This is a genomic window from Streptomyces cyaneofuscatus (assembly GCF_033109485.1).
Lineage (GTDB): Bacteria > Actinomycetota > Actinomycetes > Streptomycetales > Streptomycetaceae > Streptomyces > Streptomyces cyaneofuscatus.
In genome coordinates, this window is the sequence record NZ_CP137002.1 from 2356759 (window position 1) to 2372424 (window position 15666).

A 15666-nucleotide genomic window follows, 5' to 3' on the forward strand; every position below is an offset into this window, starting at 1 on the left:
GGGTGAAGCCGGGGGCTTTCGGGTCCTCAGTGGGCTTCTTCGAGCGCCTGGGACAGGTACGTGGCGGTCAGCACCGTGAACACGTAGGCCTGAAGGGCCTGGATGAACATCTCGAACACGGTGATGACCAGCGTCATGACGAACGACGCGGAGGCGTAGACCGTGCCCAGGACGGTGCCGAGCATGTACCAGGTGGCGATCGTGAAGATCAGGATCAGGATGTGGCCCGCGAACATGTTCGCGAAGAGTCGCACCGCCAGCGTGAACGGGCGGACGATGACGTTGGAGACGAACTCCAGCGGCGTCAGCAGCACGTAGATCGGCTTGGGCAGACCGCTCGGGACGCAGAGGTTGCGAATGCCTCCGACGAATCCGTTCGACCGGAACGTCACCGTCATGTACGTCACCCAGACGACCAGAGCGAGGGCGACGGGATAGGCGATGACGGAGCTGACCGGGAACTGGGCGATCGGGATGAGCGCCCAGAGGTTCAGGATCCAGACGAAGAAGAACAACGAGACCAGCAGCGGGACGAAGGGCTCCCCCTTCTTGCCGATGACCTCCTTGGCGATGCCTCGGTGGACGAAGTCGTACAGCGCCTCGGCGACCATCTGCAGCTTGCCCGGAACGACCTTGGGCTTCGAGAAACCGGCCCAGAAGAAGGCCAGGATCGCGAACGTGCCGATGATCGCGAGCAGCATGGGCTTGTTGAACTCGACAGGCCCAATGGTGAAGAGCGGCTCGAAGATGAACGACCACACGCTGGGGGCCTGGAACCCGCAGTCCTTGAACAGGTGGCAGTTCGTCTCAAAGGCGAGCGTCTGGGCGTCAGTCACCAAGAGCTCCTTCTGCATGGCGCATGGATGCGGCTACCTCGTTGTGTCGGAGCGGCGGGTGGCCGCAGGTCGGCACCGGACTGGTTCTTACGGTGAGGAGGCGGCGGCCGGGCCCGAAGCCTCGCGATGAATCAAGCGACCGCCCTGTTGCCCGCGCTCGCACTACCGCAACCGAGACCGGACGATAGCAGCACGTCGAACACGGCTTTATCCCGGCCCTACTCGTCACGATCTCCCCCAGCTCCGCCCGGTCGGTTCCGGGCGTCCGCGTCGGGGTCGACGTAAAGGGTCTTGCTGCGCGCGTGCAGTACGGCCTGCGTGGTGATCCAGGTGATCACGGCCGCGACCAGCGAGAGGGCGAAGACCTGAAGGTCGAAGAGAGAGGTGTTCCGGATGCTGAGGATGAAGATCAGCAGGAGCACGAGCTGGCCCGAGTAGATCATCAGCCCCATGCCCTGGAACAGGTGAGGCATGGCCTTGGCGACCCAGTTGAGCGCCAGCAGTCCGAGCGCCATGAAGACGATCACGACCACGCAACCCACCGCGGCGCCGATCGCCCCCTCGCCGCCGGCGACGAGCCCGCCGACAAGCGTGGCGATGGCTCCCACCGCGGCGGTGGGGGTGGCGATGCGCAGTACTTCGCGCATGTCGGACTGCATGGCGGCAGCTCCACTGGTCTAAGGGAGGAATGGGGCGTCGTCATGGACGAGCTTAGGCCCGGTCCGCGAGGCGGTTTTACGGGTACGAGGACCGTCGCACTAGGGTCCTTCGGCTCCGCCACCGGGTCTCGTGAACGGTATCACAAACTATTTGATGAGGTCTTTACCTGGAAAGTGTGCCAACTGTCACACATGAGGACTACCGCGCGCGTCTGAGTGCCGAACTGGGCGGGATGTCTGGTAATGCAGGTATTTGATCAGGGCCTCGTCGGCGCCACCCGCACGAGCGACGTTCCACACGGCGTGACGTCCACGCCAAGCAGAAGGGCCGGTGGCCACGAGAGTGACCACCGACCCATGCACGCCTAGCCCGTCCCCAGCTGAAGCGTCAGCTGAACTTCACCTTACCTTCAGCGCTCTGAGCCCACGAGCGCCCGGCCTGCACCTTGAAGCAGGTCCCCTTCTTGACCGATTTCTTGAAGGTGTAGTAATCGCCCTTCTTCTTCTTGAAATCGATCCACTCGGTCAGGCCCTTGTGACCCTTGCACGTGACGAGCCGGAACCCGACGGCGTGGTTCCACCCCTTCTTGGTCACGGTGTACTTCACCTTGCCGGTCTTCCCCTTTTTGAACTTCTGCGAGGACTCCGACTTCCGGTTCGGGTAGAGCGGCGTGTCGAACTTCTTGGTTGCCTTAGCCTCGATGGGCTGCTGAGCAGCCGGCGTCGAGGCCTGGGCGACTCCAGCTCCGAGCAGGCCACTCATCATCACCGCCGACGCGATTATGCAGGCAGTTTTACGCACTGTTCCCCCTTGATGCAATCTTGGATTACCACGTCCTGGTCTCGGACGCGGCACGCCAGACGCTAGGCGAAACGCGAAGTCCACCGCAATGAGTTTTAACGCGAATAGTCAAGACCGCAAAAAGGGAATGTCTTATTCCTGTCTTTTCTCTGCCCGTACACCCTGGGCGCAGGAAACACGGCACCGAAGAGCGCTGATGGCAGGCGTGCCCACAGAGCCACGACCGAGCACGCCACCGCAGAAATCACAAACCGGCCAATGTCGCTCCGGCTGCCGTGTCGTAGGCCGCCTAGCGGCGGCTGTCGACCTTCTGCCGCGAGAGGAAACGCTGACGACCGCCCACCGCCGTGGCGCCGTTGAGGCCCGCTGTCCGGGCCGTCTGCGCGGCCTGTTGGGCCCCGGAGGTCACGAGCTCCGGCTTCTCCTCGTACGCGGAGGAGGAGGCCTGCTCCGGGGCGGGGCGGCGGTAGCGCGGCGGGACGAAGCGGTTGGCCCAGTGCGGGGTGCGGGGGGTGAAGCGCGGCATCAGGAGCAGGACCAGGCCCACCGCGCTCGCCGCGATGATCACGAAGACGATCCACATCGACGCCGAGTGCACCGAGTAGCCGACGGCGCCGAAGGCGATCAGGGCCGACCAGAAGTACATGATCAGCACGGCCCGGCTGTGCGAGTGGCCGATCTCCAGCAGGCGGTGGTGCAGGTGGCCCCGGTCGGCGGCGAACGGCGACTGGCCGTTCCAGGTGCGCCGGACGATGGCCAGGATCAGGTCCGCGGCCGGGATCGCGATGATCGTCAGCGGCAGCACCAGCGGGATGAAGACCGGGAGCATCGCGTGGGTGGCCCCGCGCTCGCTGCCCTGGAAGAAGATCTGCATGCTGTCCGGGTCGACCTGGCCCGTGATCGAGATCGCGCCGGCCGCCAGCACCAGGCCGATCAGCATCGAGCCCGAGTCCCCCATGAAGATCCGCGCCGGATGCATGTTGTGCGGCAGGAAGCCGATGCACATGCCCATCAGGATCGCCGCGAACAGCGTCGCGGGGGCCGCCGCCTCGATCCCGTACCCCATCCAGAGGCGGTACGCGTAGAGGAAGAACGCCGTCGAGGCGATGCACACCATGCCCGCCGCGAGCCCGTCCAGGCCGTCGACGAAGTTGACCGCGTTGATCGTGATGACGACCAGCGCCACCGTGAGGAGCGTGCCCTGCCACTGGGTGAGGGCGACCGTGCCGATGCCGGGGATCGGCAGCCACAGGATCGTGAGGCCCTGGATGACCATGACGGCAGCCGCGATCATCTGGCCGCCGAGCTTGATCAGGGCGTCGATCTCGAACTTGTCGTCGAGCACGCCGATCAGCCAGATCAGGGCGGCGCCGGAGAGCAACGCCCTTGGCTCGTTGGAGAGTTCGAAGACGCCCTTCAGGTTGAACAGGTGGTCGGCGACGATCAGTCCCGCACACAGTCCGCCGAACATGGCGATCCCACCGAGCCGGGGTGTCGGCTCCCGGTGGACGTCGCGCGCACGGATCGCGGGCATCGCCCCGACCGCGATGGCGAACTTACGCACCGGTCCGGTCAGCAGATAGGTCACCGCTGCCGTGACACAGAGCGTCAGCAGGTAATCACGCACGGGCTGCCCCACAGAATTCGCCGGCCATCCAAAACCCACACCCTAGTCTCAGGAACAAGGACTCCACGGTACGGGTGATGGTTGCACAGGGATCGTCTGCCCCGGATACGCCGGAGTCCACGACTCCGGAAACGGTCCGGGCGACTACACCGGGTACGGCGGATCGCGCCGCACCGGGTACGTCGGATCGCGCTACTGCGGGTACGGCGGATTGCGCGCGGCCAGTTCCCGGACCTCCGCCGCGACCGGGCTCACGTCGCCCGGCTCCCGGACCGCCGCCCCGAACAGGGCCGCGATCCTCGCCATGTCCCCCTCGTCCATCCCCTGCGTAGTGACGGCGGCGGTCCCCAGCCGGATGCCCCGGGCCTCCCCGTGCGGCAGCGCACACGTGTCCAGGACCATGCCGGCCGCCGACAGCCGCTCGCGGGCGGTGCGGCCGTCGACCCCCAGCGGGGCCGGGTCCGCGACGATGATGTGGGTGTCCGTGCCGCCCGTGGTGACCTCGAAGCCCTCGGCCTCAAGCCCCGCGGCCAGCACCCGGGCGTGGGCGACCACCTGGTGCGCGTAGAGCGTGTACGCCGGTGTCTCCGCCTCCCCGAACGCGACCGCCTTCGCCGCCACCGTATGCATCTGCGCACCGCCCTGGGTGAACGGGAACACGGCGCGGTCGATCCGCTCGGCCAGCTCCGCGCCGCACAGGATCATGCCGCCGCGCGGTCCGCGCAGCACCTTGTGCGTGGTGGCGCAGACGACGTCGGCGTACGGGACCGGGCTCGGCGCCGCTCCCCCGGCGATCAGCCCCATCGGGTGGGCGGCGTCCGCGATCAGATACGCGCCCACCTCGTCGGCGATCTCCCGGAACAGCTCGTAGTCCGGGTGGCGGGGGTAGGAGATCGAGCCGCAGACGATCGCCTTGGGGCGGCGGGCGCGGGCCAGGGCGCGGAGCCGGGGGTAGTCGATGAGGCCGCTCGTAGGGTTCACCCCGTAGCCGACGAAGTCGAACCAGCGGCCGGAGAAGTTGCCGGGCGCCCCGTGGGTGAGGTGTCCCCCGTACGGGAGTCCCATCGCGAGCACCGTGTCCCCCGGGCGCAGCAGGGCGGCGTAGGCGGCGAGGACGGCCGAGGAGCCGGAGTGCGGCTGGACGTTGGCGTGTTCGGCGCCGAAGAGGGCGGTGGCCCGGCGTACGGCGATGCGCTCGGCGGCGTCCGCGTGCTCGCAGCCGCCGTGGTGGCGGGCGCCCGGGTATCCCTCGGCGTACTTGTTGGCGAGCGGGGAGCCGAGGGCGGCCAGGACCGCGGGCGAGGTGAAGTTCTCGGCGGCGATCAGCTGGAGGCCTGCGGCCTGCCGGTTCCGCTCGGCGAGCAGGACCCCGGCGATCTCCGGGTCCTGGCGGAGCAGGGCGCCGAAGTCCTGGGGCAGGTCCTCGGGCGCGGCCGGTACGGCTGCGGGGACGGGTGCGGGAGCGGGAGCTGCGGGTGAGGTGACCGGCATGGGACGGCTCCGGGCCTGGAGGAGGGTGTGCCGGCGAGGGGGCCGGTGTCAGCTCCAATGTAGGCCGGGGCGGGGCGGTGTGCCCGCTGTCGCGGCGCCCCGTACGCCGGTCGGCGCACCGGGCGTAGCGGGCGCACCCGTACAGCGCGGGTACGTCGGTCCGTGCGCGTGCGTGCGTCAGTGCGGCGCGCGGACGCCCGTGAGCGCCGTGACCACCGGGTCCAGCGCCTGGTTGATCTCGTCGCCGATGGAGCGGAAGAAGGTGATGGGGGCGCCGTACGGGTCGTAGACCTCGTCCGCCTCGGCGGTCGGGGCCAGCAGCCAGCCGCGCAGTGCGGCGGCGGCGCGGACCAGGGCGCGGGCGCGCTCGACGACGCCCTCGTCGAGCGGGTCGGGCAGGGTGGCGGGGTCTATCGCCCGCACCAGCCGGGTGAACTCCTTGAGCGTGAAGGTGCGCAGGCCCGCGGAGTGGCCCATGGAGATGACCTGGGCGCGGTGGTCGCGGGTGGCGGTGAGGACCAGGTCGGCGCGGATCACGTGCTCGTCGAGCAGCTCACGGCCGACGAAGCCGCTGGCGTCCGCGCCGAAGTCGGCGAGGACGACCTCGGCGTTGGCCTCCATGGGGGCACCCTCATGGCCCCAGGTGCCCGCGCTCTCCACGATCAGGCCGCCGCTGAGCGGGTCGCCGAGGCGGCCCACCAGGGCATGGCGGGTCAGCCGCTCGGTGATCGGTGAGCGGCAGACGTTGCCGGTGCTGACGTGGAGGATGCGGAAGGTGTCGGTCCGCCCCGCTATGCCACGCCCCTCGGGCGCGGTCAATTGGCCACCTCGAGGTCGGGGACCACCTTGCGCAGCTCCTCGACGGAGAGCGCACCGGCCCGCAGGAGGACCGGGACTCCGCCGGTGACGTCGACGATCGAGGACGGCACGATGCCGGGCGTCGGGCCGCCGTCGAGGTAGACGGAGACGGAGTCGCCGAGCATGCCCTGGGCGGCGTCGCAGTCCTCGGGAGAGGGGTGTCCGGTGAGGTTGGCGCTGGAGACGGCCATCGGGCCGACCTCGGTCAGCAGCTCGATGGCGACGGGGTGCAGCGGCATCCGGATGGCGACGGTGCCGCGGGTGTCGCCGAGGTCCCACTGGAGCGAGGGCTGGTGCCTGGCGACCAGAGTGAGGGCGCCGGGCCAGAACGCGTCGACCAGCTCCCAGGCCTGCTCGGAGAAGTCGGTGACCAGGCCGTGCAGGGTGTTCGGGGAGCCGATGAGGACGGGGGTGGGCATGTTGCGGCCGCGCCCCTTGGCGTCCAGCAGGTCGGCGACGCCCTCGGCGCTGAAGGCGTCCGCACCGATCCCGTACACGGTGTCGGTGGGCAGCACGACCAGTTCGCCGCGGCGGATCGCGGAGGCGGCCTCGCGCAGCCCCGTGGTCCGGTCGGTGGCGTCGTTGCAGTCGTATCGCCGTGCCATCAGCCGGCCTCCTGAAGCGTGTACGGGTACGGGGTGTGGCGTCGGGGGCCGGTCACGGCATGGCCTTGCGGGCGGTGGCGAACCGGGGGCGCTTGTTGAGGTCGGGGTGGTCGGCCGCGTCGGCCCAGCCCCGCTCCTCGGTGAAGATCCACGGCACCTGGCCGCCCTGGGTGTCGGCGTGCTCGATGACGACGAGGCCGCCGGGGCGGAGCAGCCGGTGGGCGGTGCGCTCGATGCCGCGGATGGTGTCGAGGCCGTCCTCGCCGGAGAAGAGGGCCATCTCCGGGTCGTGGTCGCGGGCCTCGGGGGCGACGTACTCCCATTCGGTGAGCGGGATGTACGGCGGGTTGGAGATCACCAGGTCGACCTGGCCGTCGAGCTCGGGGAGGGCGCTCAGGGCGTCTCCCTTGTGGACGGTGACCCTGGACCCCTCGGCGTTCTTCCGGGTCCACCTGAGGGCGTCCTCGGAGAGCTCAACGGCGTGTACGCGGGAGCGCGGGACCTCCTGCGCCATGGCGAGCGCGATGGCGCCCGATCCGGTGCACAGGTCGACGACGACGGGCTCGACGACGTCCATCGCGCGGACGGCGTCTATGGCCCAGCCGACGACCGACTCGGTCTCCGGCCGGGGCACGAAGACGCCGGGTCCGACCTGGAGCTCCAGGTAGCGGAAGAAGGCGCGGCCGGTGATGTGCTGGAGCGGTTCACGGGCCTCGCGGCGGGCGATGGTCTCCCAGTACCGGGCGTCGAAGTCGGTGTCGGGCACCTGGTGCAGCTCGCCCCGCTTCACGCCGTGCACGAAGGCCGCGAGTTCCTCGGCGTCGAATCGCGGTGAGGGGACACCGGCGTCGGCCAGCCGCTGGGTGGCCTGGGCCACCTCGGCGAGCAGCAGGTTCATCGCGGTTCTCCGTACGGTTTACGTGTGCGGGGCGGGCGGTACGGTCAGCGGCTCACGCGTTGGCGAGCTTGGCGGCGGAGTCGGCGTCGACGCACGCCTGGATGACGGGGTCGAGCTCTCCGTCGAGCACCTGGTCCAAGTTGTACGCCTTGAAGCCGACGCGGTGGTCCGAGATGCGGTTTTCCGGGAAGTTGTACGTACGGATCTTCTCGGAGCGGTCGACCGTACGGACCTGGCTGCGGCGCACGTCGGAGGCCTCCTGCTCGGCGGCCTCCTGGGCGGCGGCGAGCAGCCGGGAGCGCAGGATGCGCATGGCCTGCTCCTTGTTCTGGAGCTGGCTCTTCTCGTTCTGGCAGGAGGCGACGACGCCGGTCGGCAGGTGCGTGATGCGGACGGCGGAGTCGGTCGTGTTGACGGACTGGCCGCCGGGGCCGGAGGAGCGGTAGACGTCGATACGGAGATCGTTTGCGTGGATCTCGACGTCGACCTCCTCGGCCTCGGGGGTGACGAGCACGCCCGCGGCGGAGGTGTGGATGCGGCCCTGGGACTCGGTGGAGGGCACGCGCTGCACCCGGTGCACCCCGCCCTCGTACTTCATGCGGGCCCAGACGCCCTGGCCGGGCTCGGTGGCGCCGTTGCCGCCCTTGGTCTTGACGGCGACCTGGACGTCCTTGTATCCGCCGAGCTCGGACTCGGTGGAGTCGATGATCTCGGTCTTCCAGCCGATGCGCTCGGCGTACCGCAGGTACATGCGCAGCAGGTCACCGGCGAACAGGGCGGACTCGTCGCCGCCGGCGCCCGCCTTGATCTCCAGGAGCACGTCCTTGTCGTCGCTGGGGTCGCGCGGGACGAGGAGGAGGCGGAGCTTCTCCGTGATCTCCTCGCGCTGCTTCTCCAGCTCCTTGACCTCGGCGGCGAAGTCGGGGTCGTCCGCGGCGAACTCGCGGGCGGTCTCGATGTCCTCGCCGGTCTGCTTCCAGGCCCGGTACGTGGAGACGATCGGGGTCAGCTCCGCGTAGCGCTTGTTCAGCTTGCGCGCGTTGGCCTGGTCGGCGTGGACCGACGGGTCGGCGAGCTTCTTCTCAAGACCGGCGTGTTCACCGATCAGTTCCTCGACCGCCTCGAACATTCGGGGGCTCCTGGTTGGTCTGAATTCTGCGGGCCTGCTGGAGGGCGTGACTGCCCGGTGAGATGTCCGGAGGGCCTCCCCCGGACGACGGAGGGGCTCCCCCGGACACCCGACCGGAAAAAACGCCGGTTCCGACGCCCCCGGGAAGAGGGCGCCAGGAACCGGCGCAGTGGCTCGCTACTTGCTGGCGGAGCCGGCAGCCTTGCCGAAGCGGGCCTCGAAGCGGGCCACGCGGCCGCCGGTGTCGAGGATCTTCTGCTTGCCCGTGTAGAACGGGTGGCACTCGGAGCAGACGTCGGCACGGATGGTGCCGTTGTCGATGGTGCTCCGGGTGGTGAACGACGCACCGCAGGTGCAGCTGACCTGCGTCTCGACGTACTCGGGGTGGATGTCGCGCTTCAAGGTGTCTCCTAGTTTCGGGAGGGCGCCGGGTCGTCCGCGCGGATTGCGCGGCCGTGAACCGGGGCCGACGTACCAGTCTGCCAGGACCGGCCGTATCTCCCAAAACCGGGGGCGGGCCGCAGGTATTCCCCGCGGGCCTCAGCCCGCCGTCCGTCCGGCGTCAGCGCACCACCTGTCCGGCGTCTCCCTTGTCCCCCGCGGACTTCTCGGTGGCGGAGGCGGGGATGGGCCGGTCCTGCTTCAGCGCAGCCCACACCTGCCGGCCGGCCTTCTCCTGCGGGAGGACCCGGTTCGGGTCGGCGGGGTCGTACTCCACCGGCAGGGTCACCATGTGCACGTTGTCCGCGCCGAGCCCCTTGAGGCCGTTCGCGAACCCGGTGAGCTTCTTGACCGAGCCGAGGCCGGAGTCGGTGGTGACGGCCTTGGTCGCGGCGTCCGCGAGGCCGAACAGCTTCTTCGGGCTGGAGAAGACGCCGACGCTCTTCGCCTGCTCCATCAGCGCCTTGATGAAGGCCTGCTGGAGCTGGATACGGCCGAGGTCGCTGCCGTCCCCGACGCTCTTGCGGGTACGGACGAGGCCGAGGGACTCCTGCCCGTCCAGGGTGTGGGTGCCCGGCTCCAGGTCGAGATGGCTCTTGGAGTCGTTGATGGCGGTCTTCGTGGTGATCTCGACGCCGCCCAGCTCGTCGATGAGCTTCTCGAAGCCGGTGAAGTCGACCTCGACGTAGTGGTCCATGCGGATACCGGACATGGATTCGACGGTCTTCACCGCGCAGGCCGGTCCGCCGACCTCGTAGGCCGTGTTGAACATCGCGCGGTGCTCGGCGGGGACGGTCTCGTCCGTCGTGTCACTCGCGCAGGAGGGGCGTTCGATCAGGGTGTCGCGCGGTATCGAGACGACGCTCGCCGACTTGTGGCCCTTGTCGACGTGCAGGACCATCGCCGTGTCGGAGCGGGCCGCGCCCTCGTCTGCGCCGTACTTGCCGTTGTCACCGGAGCGCGAGTCGGAGCCCAGCACCAGGATGTCCTGCGAGCCGTCGTCCACGTCGTCGGGGCGGTCGGAGCCGAGCTTGGCGTCGATGTCGATGCTGGAGAGGTTGCCGTCGAGCGTGACGTACGCGTATCCGAGCCCGGCCCCGCCGACGACCACCACGCCCGCCACCGTCCAGGCCGTGACGGCCTTGGCGCGCTGACGGCGGGTGGGCTTCCTCCGGCGGGTGCCGGTGCCGCGTATCCGCCCCGGGGTCTTCTTCTGCTCGCTCACGCGTCTCCCTCGTTACGGCGTTCCGCTGCTCCTCGCCCCCGGCGCCGCGTGACGGTTCCGGGAGGGTTTGTCATCTCTTGATCAGACGGCGAAGCAGCAAGAAGGGTTGCACAGGGCACTGTGTGTCCCGTGTGAGCGGCGACGGGCGAGAGCGGGTCGGCGGGCGGGCCGCGATTCCGCTGTCACCTGCGGTTTCGTGCCCTTGACACATATCGCCGGAGGTGCCGTGCGGCGGGCCGGCGTGTGGCAAAGGTCTCGGGGCGGGCGGCGGGAACGGCAAGGGCCCCCGGCACCGTGGTGCCGGGGGCCCTTGCCGTCAACTGCCGTGGCTGCGTCAGTCGTTGCCGTTTCCGCTGCCCGGCGTCGTCTTCTGGATCTGGAGCAGGAACTCCGCGTTGGACTGGGTCTTCTTCATCCGGTCCAGGAGGAGCTCGATCGCCTGCTGCTGGTCGAGCGCGTGCAGCACCCGGCGCAGCTTCCAGACGACCGCCAGCTCGTCGGTGCCGAGCAGGATCTCTTCCTTACGGGTGGAGGACGCGTCGACGTCCACCGCCGGGAAGATGCGCTTGTCCGAGAGCTTCCGGTCGAGCTTGAGCTCCATGTTGCCGGTGCCCTTGAACTCCTCGAAGATCACCTCGTCCATGCGCGAGCCGGTCTCGACGAGCGCGGTGGCCAGGATGGTCAGCGAGCCGCCGTCCTCGATGTTGCGCGCGGCACCGAAGAAGCGCTTCGGCGGGTACAGCGCGGTCGAGTCGACACCACCGGAGAGGATGCGGCCGGAGGCGGGCGCCGCGAGGTTGTACGCGCGGCCCAGACGGGTGATCGAGTCGAGCAGGACGACCACGTCGTGACCCAGCTCCACGAGACGCTTGGCGCGCTCGATGGCCAGCTCGGCGACGGTGGTGTGGTCCTCGGCGGGGCGGTCGAAGGTCGAGGAGATGACCTCGCCCTTCACCGACCGCTGCATGTCGGTGACCTCTTCCGGACGCTCGTCGACCAGGACGACCATCAGGTGGCACTCGGGGCTGTTGACCGTGATCGCGTTGGCGATGGCCTGCAGGATCATGGTCTTACCGGTCTTCGGCGGGGCCACGATGAGGCCACGCTGACCCTTGCCGATCGGGGCCACCAGGTCGATGATCCGCGTCGTCAGGATGTTGGAGTCGGTCTCCAGACGGAGCCGGTCCTGCGGGTACAGCGGGGTGAGCTTCTGGAACTCGGGGCGGCCCCGGCCGGACTCGGGGGCCATGCCGTTGACCGAGTCGAGGCGGACCAGCGCGTTGAACTTCTCGCGCCGCTCGCCGTCCTTGGGCTGGCGCACCGCACCGGTGACGTGGTCACCCTTGCGCAGGCCGTTCTTACGGACCTGGGCGAGCGAGACGTACACGTCGTTCGGGCCCGGCAGGTAGCCGGAGGTCCGGATGAACGCGTAGTTGTCGAGGATGTCCAGGATGCCCGCGACGGGGATCAGGACGTCGTCGTCGGCCACCTGCACATCGCTGGCGAAGTCGTCGCGGCCACGGCGGCCACGGCGGTCGCGGTAGCGGCCACGACGGCCGCGGCGGCCGCCCGCCTCGTCGTCGAAGTCGTCCTGCGGGCCGTTGTCACGGTTCTGCTGGCCCTGACCGCCCTGGCCCTGGCTCTGACCCTGGCCCTGGCGCTGCGGGCGCTGCCCGCCGCCGCCCTGCTGGCCCTGGTCGTCGCCCTTGCCCCGGCGGTCGCGCCGGCCCTCACGGCGCTCCCCGCGCTCGCCCCGGTCACCGCGCTCGCGGTCACCACGGCCCTGGCGGTCGCCACGGCGGCCCTCGGCGGTGTCGGCGGCGGCCTCGGCCTTGGCGTCGCCCTTGGGCTCGCCGCGGTCCTCGGTCTTCTGCTCGGCCTGGGGCTCCGCCTTGACCTCGGTCTTCGCCTCGGTCTTGGTCTCGGGGCTGCCCGCCTGCGCGGTGGCACGGCGGCGACGGCGCTCGCCCGTGGGCTGGTCGTCGCTGGCCGGCTGGCCCGGGATGTCGATCTGCTGCTGGGCCGCGGTCTTCTCGGCGGCGGCCTCGTCCCCGGTGCGCGCCTTGGAGGTGGCACGCCGCTTGGGCTTGCTCTCCGCCTCGGCGGCCGGGGCTTCGGCGGCCTTGGAGGAGGCCTTGGGGGCCGCGGATCCGCCGCCCGCCTGCGCCTCCTTGATGACCTCGATCAGCTGGCTCTTGCGCATCCGCGCAGTACCCCTGATGCCGAGGCCGGACGCGACCTGCTGCAGCTCGGCCAGGACCATGCCCTCGAGGCCGGTGCCGGAGCGGCGGCGCCGTGCGGTGGTGCCAGTGGCAGCACCTTCGGCGGGCGCGGCGCTGTCGACGTTCTTGTCGGCAGTGACGCCCATCAGATCGGTGGTGTCGCTCACGAAGGGTCCTTCCCTGGAGCGGACGTCGGCCTTCTGGCTCGGCGACCGGTTGTGCTGTCCGGCTGGTCTGTTGATCTTGCTGGATCGCGGACCTTGCCGGGGCGGTGGTCCGCCGGGTACGGCGGAGAGATGAACGTGCGGGGTCCGGCGCGAGATCCCCCTGCTCGGCCCACTCCTGGACGAGCGAGGGGTGTCGTGCCGGTTCCGGAGCGTGCTCGAAACTGCTCAGGCAGGCTGCTCAGGCAGTTGGGGAGGCTCCCGGAAGAATGGCGGTCCCGGAGGGGGACACGAAGCAACGCGCCTCGAAGACGTCGGTTGCAGACTTGAGATTAACACTACCGGCTCCAACAAACATTCCCCCTCTCGGCCACCGGTAATCACATGCGGTTACGCGGCCAGCGGCAGCACGGTGGCGCCCGCGGCGTCGAGGGCCAGCCGGTTCGCGGCCCAGCCCTCCCCGGCCAGCCGGGCGACCTTGTCGGCGGACCCCTCCTCCGCCAGCGCGAGCACCGTGGGGCCCGCGCCGGAGATGACCGCGGGCACGCCGTCGGCGCGCAGGCGGTGCACCAGCTCGACGCTCTCGGGCATCGCGGGGCCCCGGTACTCCTGGTGGATCCGGTCCTCGGTGGCGGCGAGCAGGAGCTCGGGGCGCCTGGTCAGCGCCTCGACGAGCAGGGCGGCGCGACCGGCGTTGAGGGCGGCGTCGACGTGCGGGACGGTCCGCGGGAGCAGCCCGCGCGCCGTCTCGGTGAGCATGGGCCGGCCGGGCACGAAGACCACCGGAACGACGGACTCCGCGGGGTCCATCCGGATCGCCCGGGCCGCTCCGCCGTCCATCCACGCGAGGGTGAACCCGCCGAGCAGACAGGCCGCGACGTTGTCGGGGTGGCCCTCGATCTCGGTGGCGAGCTCCAGCAGGGCCTCGTCGTCGAGACGGGCGTCGCCGCCGGTCGTCACGGCTCGGGCGGCGACGATTCCGGCGCAGATGGCGGCGGAGGAGGAGCCGAGGCCGCGGCCGTGCGGGATGCGGTTGGCGCAGACGATCTCCAGGCCGCGGGGCTGGCCGCCGAGCAGGTCGAAGGCGGTGCGCATCGAGCGGACGAGCAGGTGGCTCTCGTCGCGGGGCAGCGTCTCGCCGCCCTCACCCGCGATGTCGATGTGGAGCCCGGAATCGGCGACCCGGACGACGACGTCGTCGTACAGCCCCAGCGAGAGGCCGAGGGCGTCGAAACCCGGGCCCAGATTGGCACTGGTGGCGGGGACGCGCACCCTGACGGCGGCGGCTCGGAACGCGGGACCGGCCATCGGCTGGATGACTCCTTGTAAGGCGGCGGGGATTGCGGTGCGGTGGCTCTGCGGCGGCGGGGACGGGTCTGCGGCGTGGGGCTGCGGGGGTGGGGCCGGTGGCCCGGCCCGTACGCGCCGTCATGACGGCGATCGCGCCGCGACAGAGCCGTCGGGCGGATGTCGGGCGGATGGAGTACAGCTTATCGAAGGAAGGTTCCCTCGCGACATAGGGCGCACAGGAGGCGCACGATGCGTGTCGCCCGCCTCCTATGCGCTCTCCGCCCCGAAAAGAGGGCGGTTGAGCTGGTTTGTCTCGTGTTGACCCCGACTTTCGGGCGTCAGGTCAGACGAGGCCGAGCTTCTGTGCGGCGGTGGCCGCGTCGACCGGTACGGTGACCGGCTGCGGGGCGCCCGCGACGGCCCAGTCGGGGTCCTTGAGGCCGTTGCCGGTGACCGTGCAGACGATGCGCTGGCCGGGGTCGACCTTGCCCTGCTCGGCGGCCTTGAGCAGACCGGCGACGGACGCGGCCGAGGCGGGCTCCACGAAGACGCCCTCCTGGGAGGCCAACAGCCGGTAGGCGGACAGGATCTGCCGGTCCGTCACCTCGTCGATGAAACCGCCCGATTCGTCCCGGGCGGCCAGGGCGAAGTCCCAGGAGGCCGGGTTGCCGATGCGGATCGCGGTGGCGATGGTGGACGGGTCCTTGACGACCTCGCCGCGCACGAGCGGCGCGGAGCCGGAGGCCTGGAAGCCCCACATGCGCGGCGTGTGGGTGGAGACGCCGTCGCCGGCGTACTCGCCGTACCCCTTCCAGTACGCGGTGATGTTGCCCGCGTTGCCGACCGGCAGGACGTGGATGTCGGGGGCGTCGCCGAGCGCGTCGACGATCTCGAACGCGGCGGTCTTCTGGCCCTCGATACGGACCGGGTTGACCGAATTGACCAGCGCCACCGGGTAGTTGTCCGAGAGCGAGCGGGCCAGGGTGAGGCAGTCGTCGAAGTTGCCGTCGACCTGGAGGATCTTGGCGCCGTGCACGAGCGCCTGGCCCATCTTGCCGAGCGCGATCTTGCCCTGCGGTACGAGGACGGCGCAGACCATGCCCGCGCGCACCGCGTACGCGGCGGCGGAGGCCGAGGTGTTGCCGGTGGAGGCGCAGATGACGGCCTTCGCGCCCTCCTCCTTCGCCCGGGTGATGGCCATGGTCATGCCGCGGTCCTTGAACGAACCGGTGGGGTTGGCGCCCTCGACCTTGAGGTGCACCTCGCAGCCCGTGCGCTCGGAGAGGACCTGCGCCGGAACGAGCGGCGTACCGCCCTCACGAAGCGTGACGACCGGCGTCGTGGCCGTGACCGGAAGCCGGTCCCGGTACTCCTCGATGATGCCGCGCCACTGATGGGTGCCCTTGCTGGTCATGGGTC

The 15666-nt window shown here is 70.0% G+C and carries 14 protein-coding genes; all 14 read right to left on the reverse strand.

Features of this window, described 5'->3' with window-relative positions; genetic code table 11:
- Positions 1-26 precede the first annotated feature (26 nt).
- Positions 27-854, reverse strand: coding sequence for a F0F1 ATP synthase subunit A (gene atpB, locus R2B67_RS09775; RefSeq protein WP_317817336.1), 828 nt, complete (start codon positions 852-854; stop codon positions 27-29).
- 200 nt (positions 855-1054) lie between these two features.
- The gene (locus tag R2B67_RS09780) at positions 1055-1495 is read right to left on the reverse strand and encodes a Cg1360 family ATP-synthase-associated protein (RefSeq protein ID WP_018509912.1); all 441 of its coding nucleotides are present in this window, start codon (positions 1493-1495) and stop codon (positions 1055-1057) included.
- A 388-nt stretch (positions 1496-1883) separates the two neighbouring features.
- On the reverse strand, positions 1884-2297 hold the full coding sequence (locus R2B67_RS09785) for a hypothetical protein (protein WP_317817337.1): 414 nt from the start codon (positions 2295-2297) through the stop codon (positions 1884-1886).
- 289 nt (positions 2298-2586) lie between these two features.
- Complete coding sequence (locus R2B67_RS09790; RefSeq protein WP_317817338.1) at positions 2587-3936, reverse strand: MraY family glycosyltransferase; 1350 nt, start codon at positions 3934-3936, stop codon at positions 2587-2589.
- Positions 3937-4116: 180 nt separating this feature from the next.
- Positions 4117-5415, reverse strand: a complete 1299-nt coding sequence (locus R2B67_RS09795; protein WP_317817339.1) for a serine hydroxymethyltransferase — start codon at positions 5413-5415, stop codon at positions 4117-4119.
- A gap of 177 nt (positions 5416-5592) precedes the next feature.
- On the reverse strand, positions 5593-6234 hold the full coding sequence (locus R2B67_RS09800; protein ID WP_073878323.1) for an arsenate reductase/protein-tyrosine-phosphatase family protein: 642 nt from the start codon (positions 6232-6234) through the stop codon (positions 5593-5595).
- Positions 6231-6878 (reverse strand): L-threonylcarbamoyladenylate synthase, encoded by a 648-nt coding sequence (locus R2B67_RS09805; protein WP_018509916.1) that lies wholly within the window; start codon positions 6876-6878, stop codon positions 6231-6233. The genes R2B67_RS09800 and R2B67_RS09805 overlap by 4 nt, the downstream gene beginning before the upstream one ends.
- 52 nt (positions 6879-6930) lie before the next feature.
- A complete protein-coding gene (gene prmC / locus R2B67_RS09810; protein ID WP_030569164.1) occupies positions 6931-7776 on the reverse strand; it encodes a peptide chain release factor N(5)-glutamine methyltransferase in 846 nt (281 codons plus the stop codon).
- Between the two features lie 52 nt (positions 7777-7828).
- Positions 7829-8905: a peptide chain release factor 1 gene (prfA, locus tag R2B67_RS09815; RefSeq protein WP_109979578.1), complete on the reverse strand. Its 1077-nt coding sequence runs from the start codon at positions 8903-8905 to the stop codon at positions 7829-7831.
- Positions 8906-9082: 177 nt separating this feature from the next.
- Positions 9083-9307, reverse strand: a complete 225-nt coding sequence (rpmE, locus tag R2B67_RS09820) for a 50S ribosomal protein L31 (protein WP_003966263.1) — start codon at positions 9305-9307, stop codon at positions 9083-9085.
- Between the two features lie 160 nt (positions 9308-9467).
- A complete protein-coding gene (locus R2B67_RS09825) occupies positions 9468-10571 on the reverse strand; it encodes an LCP family protein (protein WP_317817340.1) in 1104 nt (367 codons plus the stop codon).
- Positions 10572-10905: 334 nt separating this feature from the next.
- Positions 10906-12960, reverse strand: a complete 2055-nt coding sequence (rho, locus tag R2B67_RS09830; protein WP_317817341.1) for a transcription termination factor Rho — start codon at positions 12958-12960, stop codon at positions 10906-10908.
- A gap of 387 nt (positions 12961-13347) precedes the next feature.
- Positions 13348-14265 (reverse strand): homoserine kinase, encoded by a 918-nt coding sequence (thrB, locus tag R2B67_RS09835; RefSeq protein ID WP_317817342.1) that lies wholly within the window; start codon positions 14263-14265, stop codon positions 13348-13350.
- Positions 14266-14590: 325 nt separating this feature from the next.
- The gene (gene thrC, locus R2B67_RS09840) at positions 14591-15661 is read right to left on the reverse strand and encodes a threonine synthase (RefSeq protein ID WP_018509922.1); all 1071 of its coding nucleotides are present in this window, start codon (positions 15659-15661) and stop codon (positions 14591-14593) included.
- Between the last annotated feature and the right edge of the window lie 5 nt (positions 15662-15666).

Bases quoted from the DNA above. Each gene is read 5' to 3' on its own strand.
- atpB (WP_317817336.1), bottom strand. From the start codon at position 854: ATGCAGAAGGAGCTCTTGGTGACTGACGCCCAGACGCTCGCCTTTGAG.
- prfA (WP_109979578.1), bottom strand. From the start codon at position 8,905: ATGTTCGAGGCGGTCGAGGAACTGATCGGTGAACACGCCGGTCTTGAG.
- thrC (WP_018509922.1), bottom strand. From the start codon at position 15,661: ATGACCAGCAAGGGCACCCATCAGTGGCGCGGCATCATCGAGGAGTAC.
- R2B67_RS09795 (WP_317817339.1), bottom strand. From the start codon at position 5,415: ATGCCGGTCACCTCACCCGCAGCTCCCGCTCCCGCACCCGTCCCCGCA.
- prmC (WP_030569164.1), bottom strand. From the start codon at position 7,776: ATGAACCTGCTGCTCGCCGAGGTGGCCCAGGCCACCCAGCGGCTGGCC.
- R2B67_RS09805 (WP_018509916.1), bottom strand. From the start codon at position 6,878: ATGGCACGGCGATACGACTGCAACGACGCCACCGACCGGACCACGGGG.
- thrB (WP_317817342.1), bottom strand. From the start codon at position 14,265: ATGGCCGGTCCCGCGTTCCGAGCCGCCGCCGTCAGGGTGCGCGTCCCC.
- R2B67_RS09780 (WP_018509912.1), bottom strand. From the start codon at position 1,495: ATGCAGTCCGACATGCGCGAAGTACTGCGCATCGCCACCCCCACCGCC.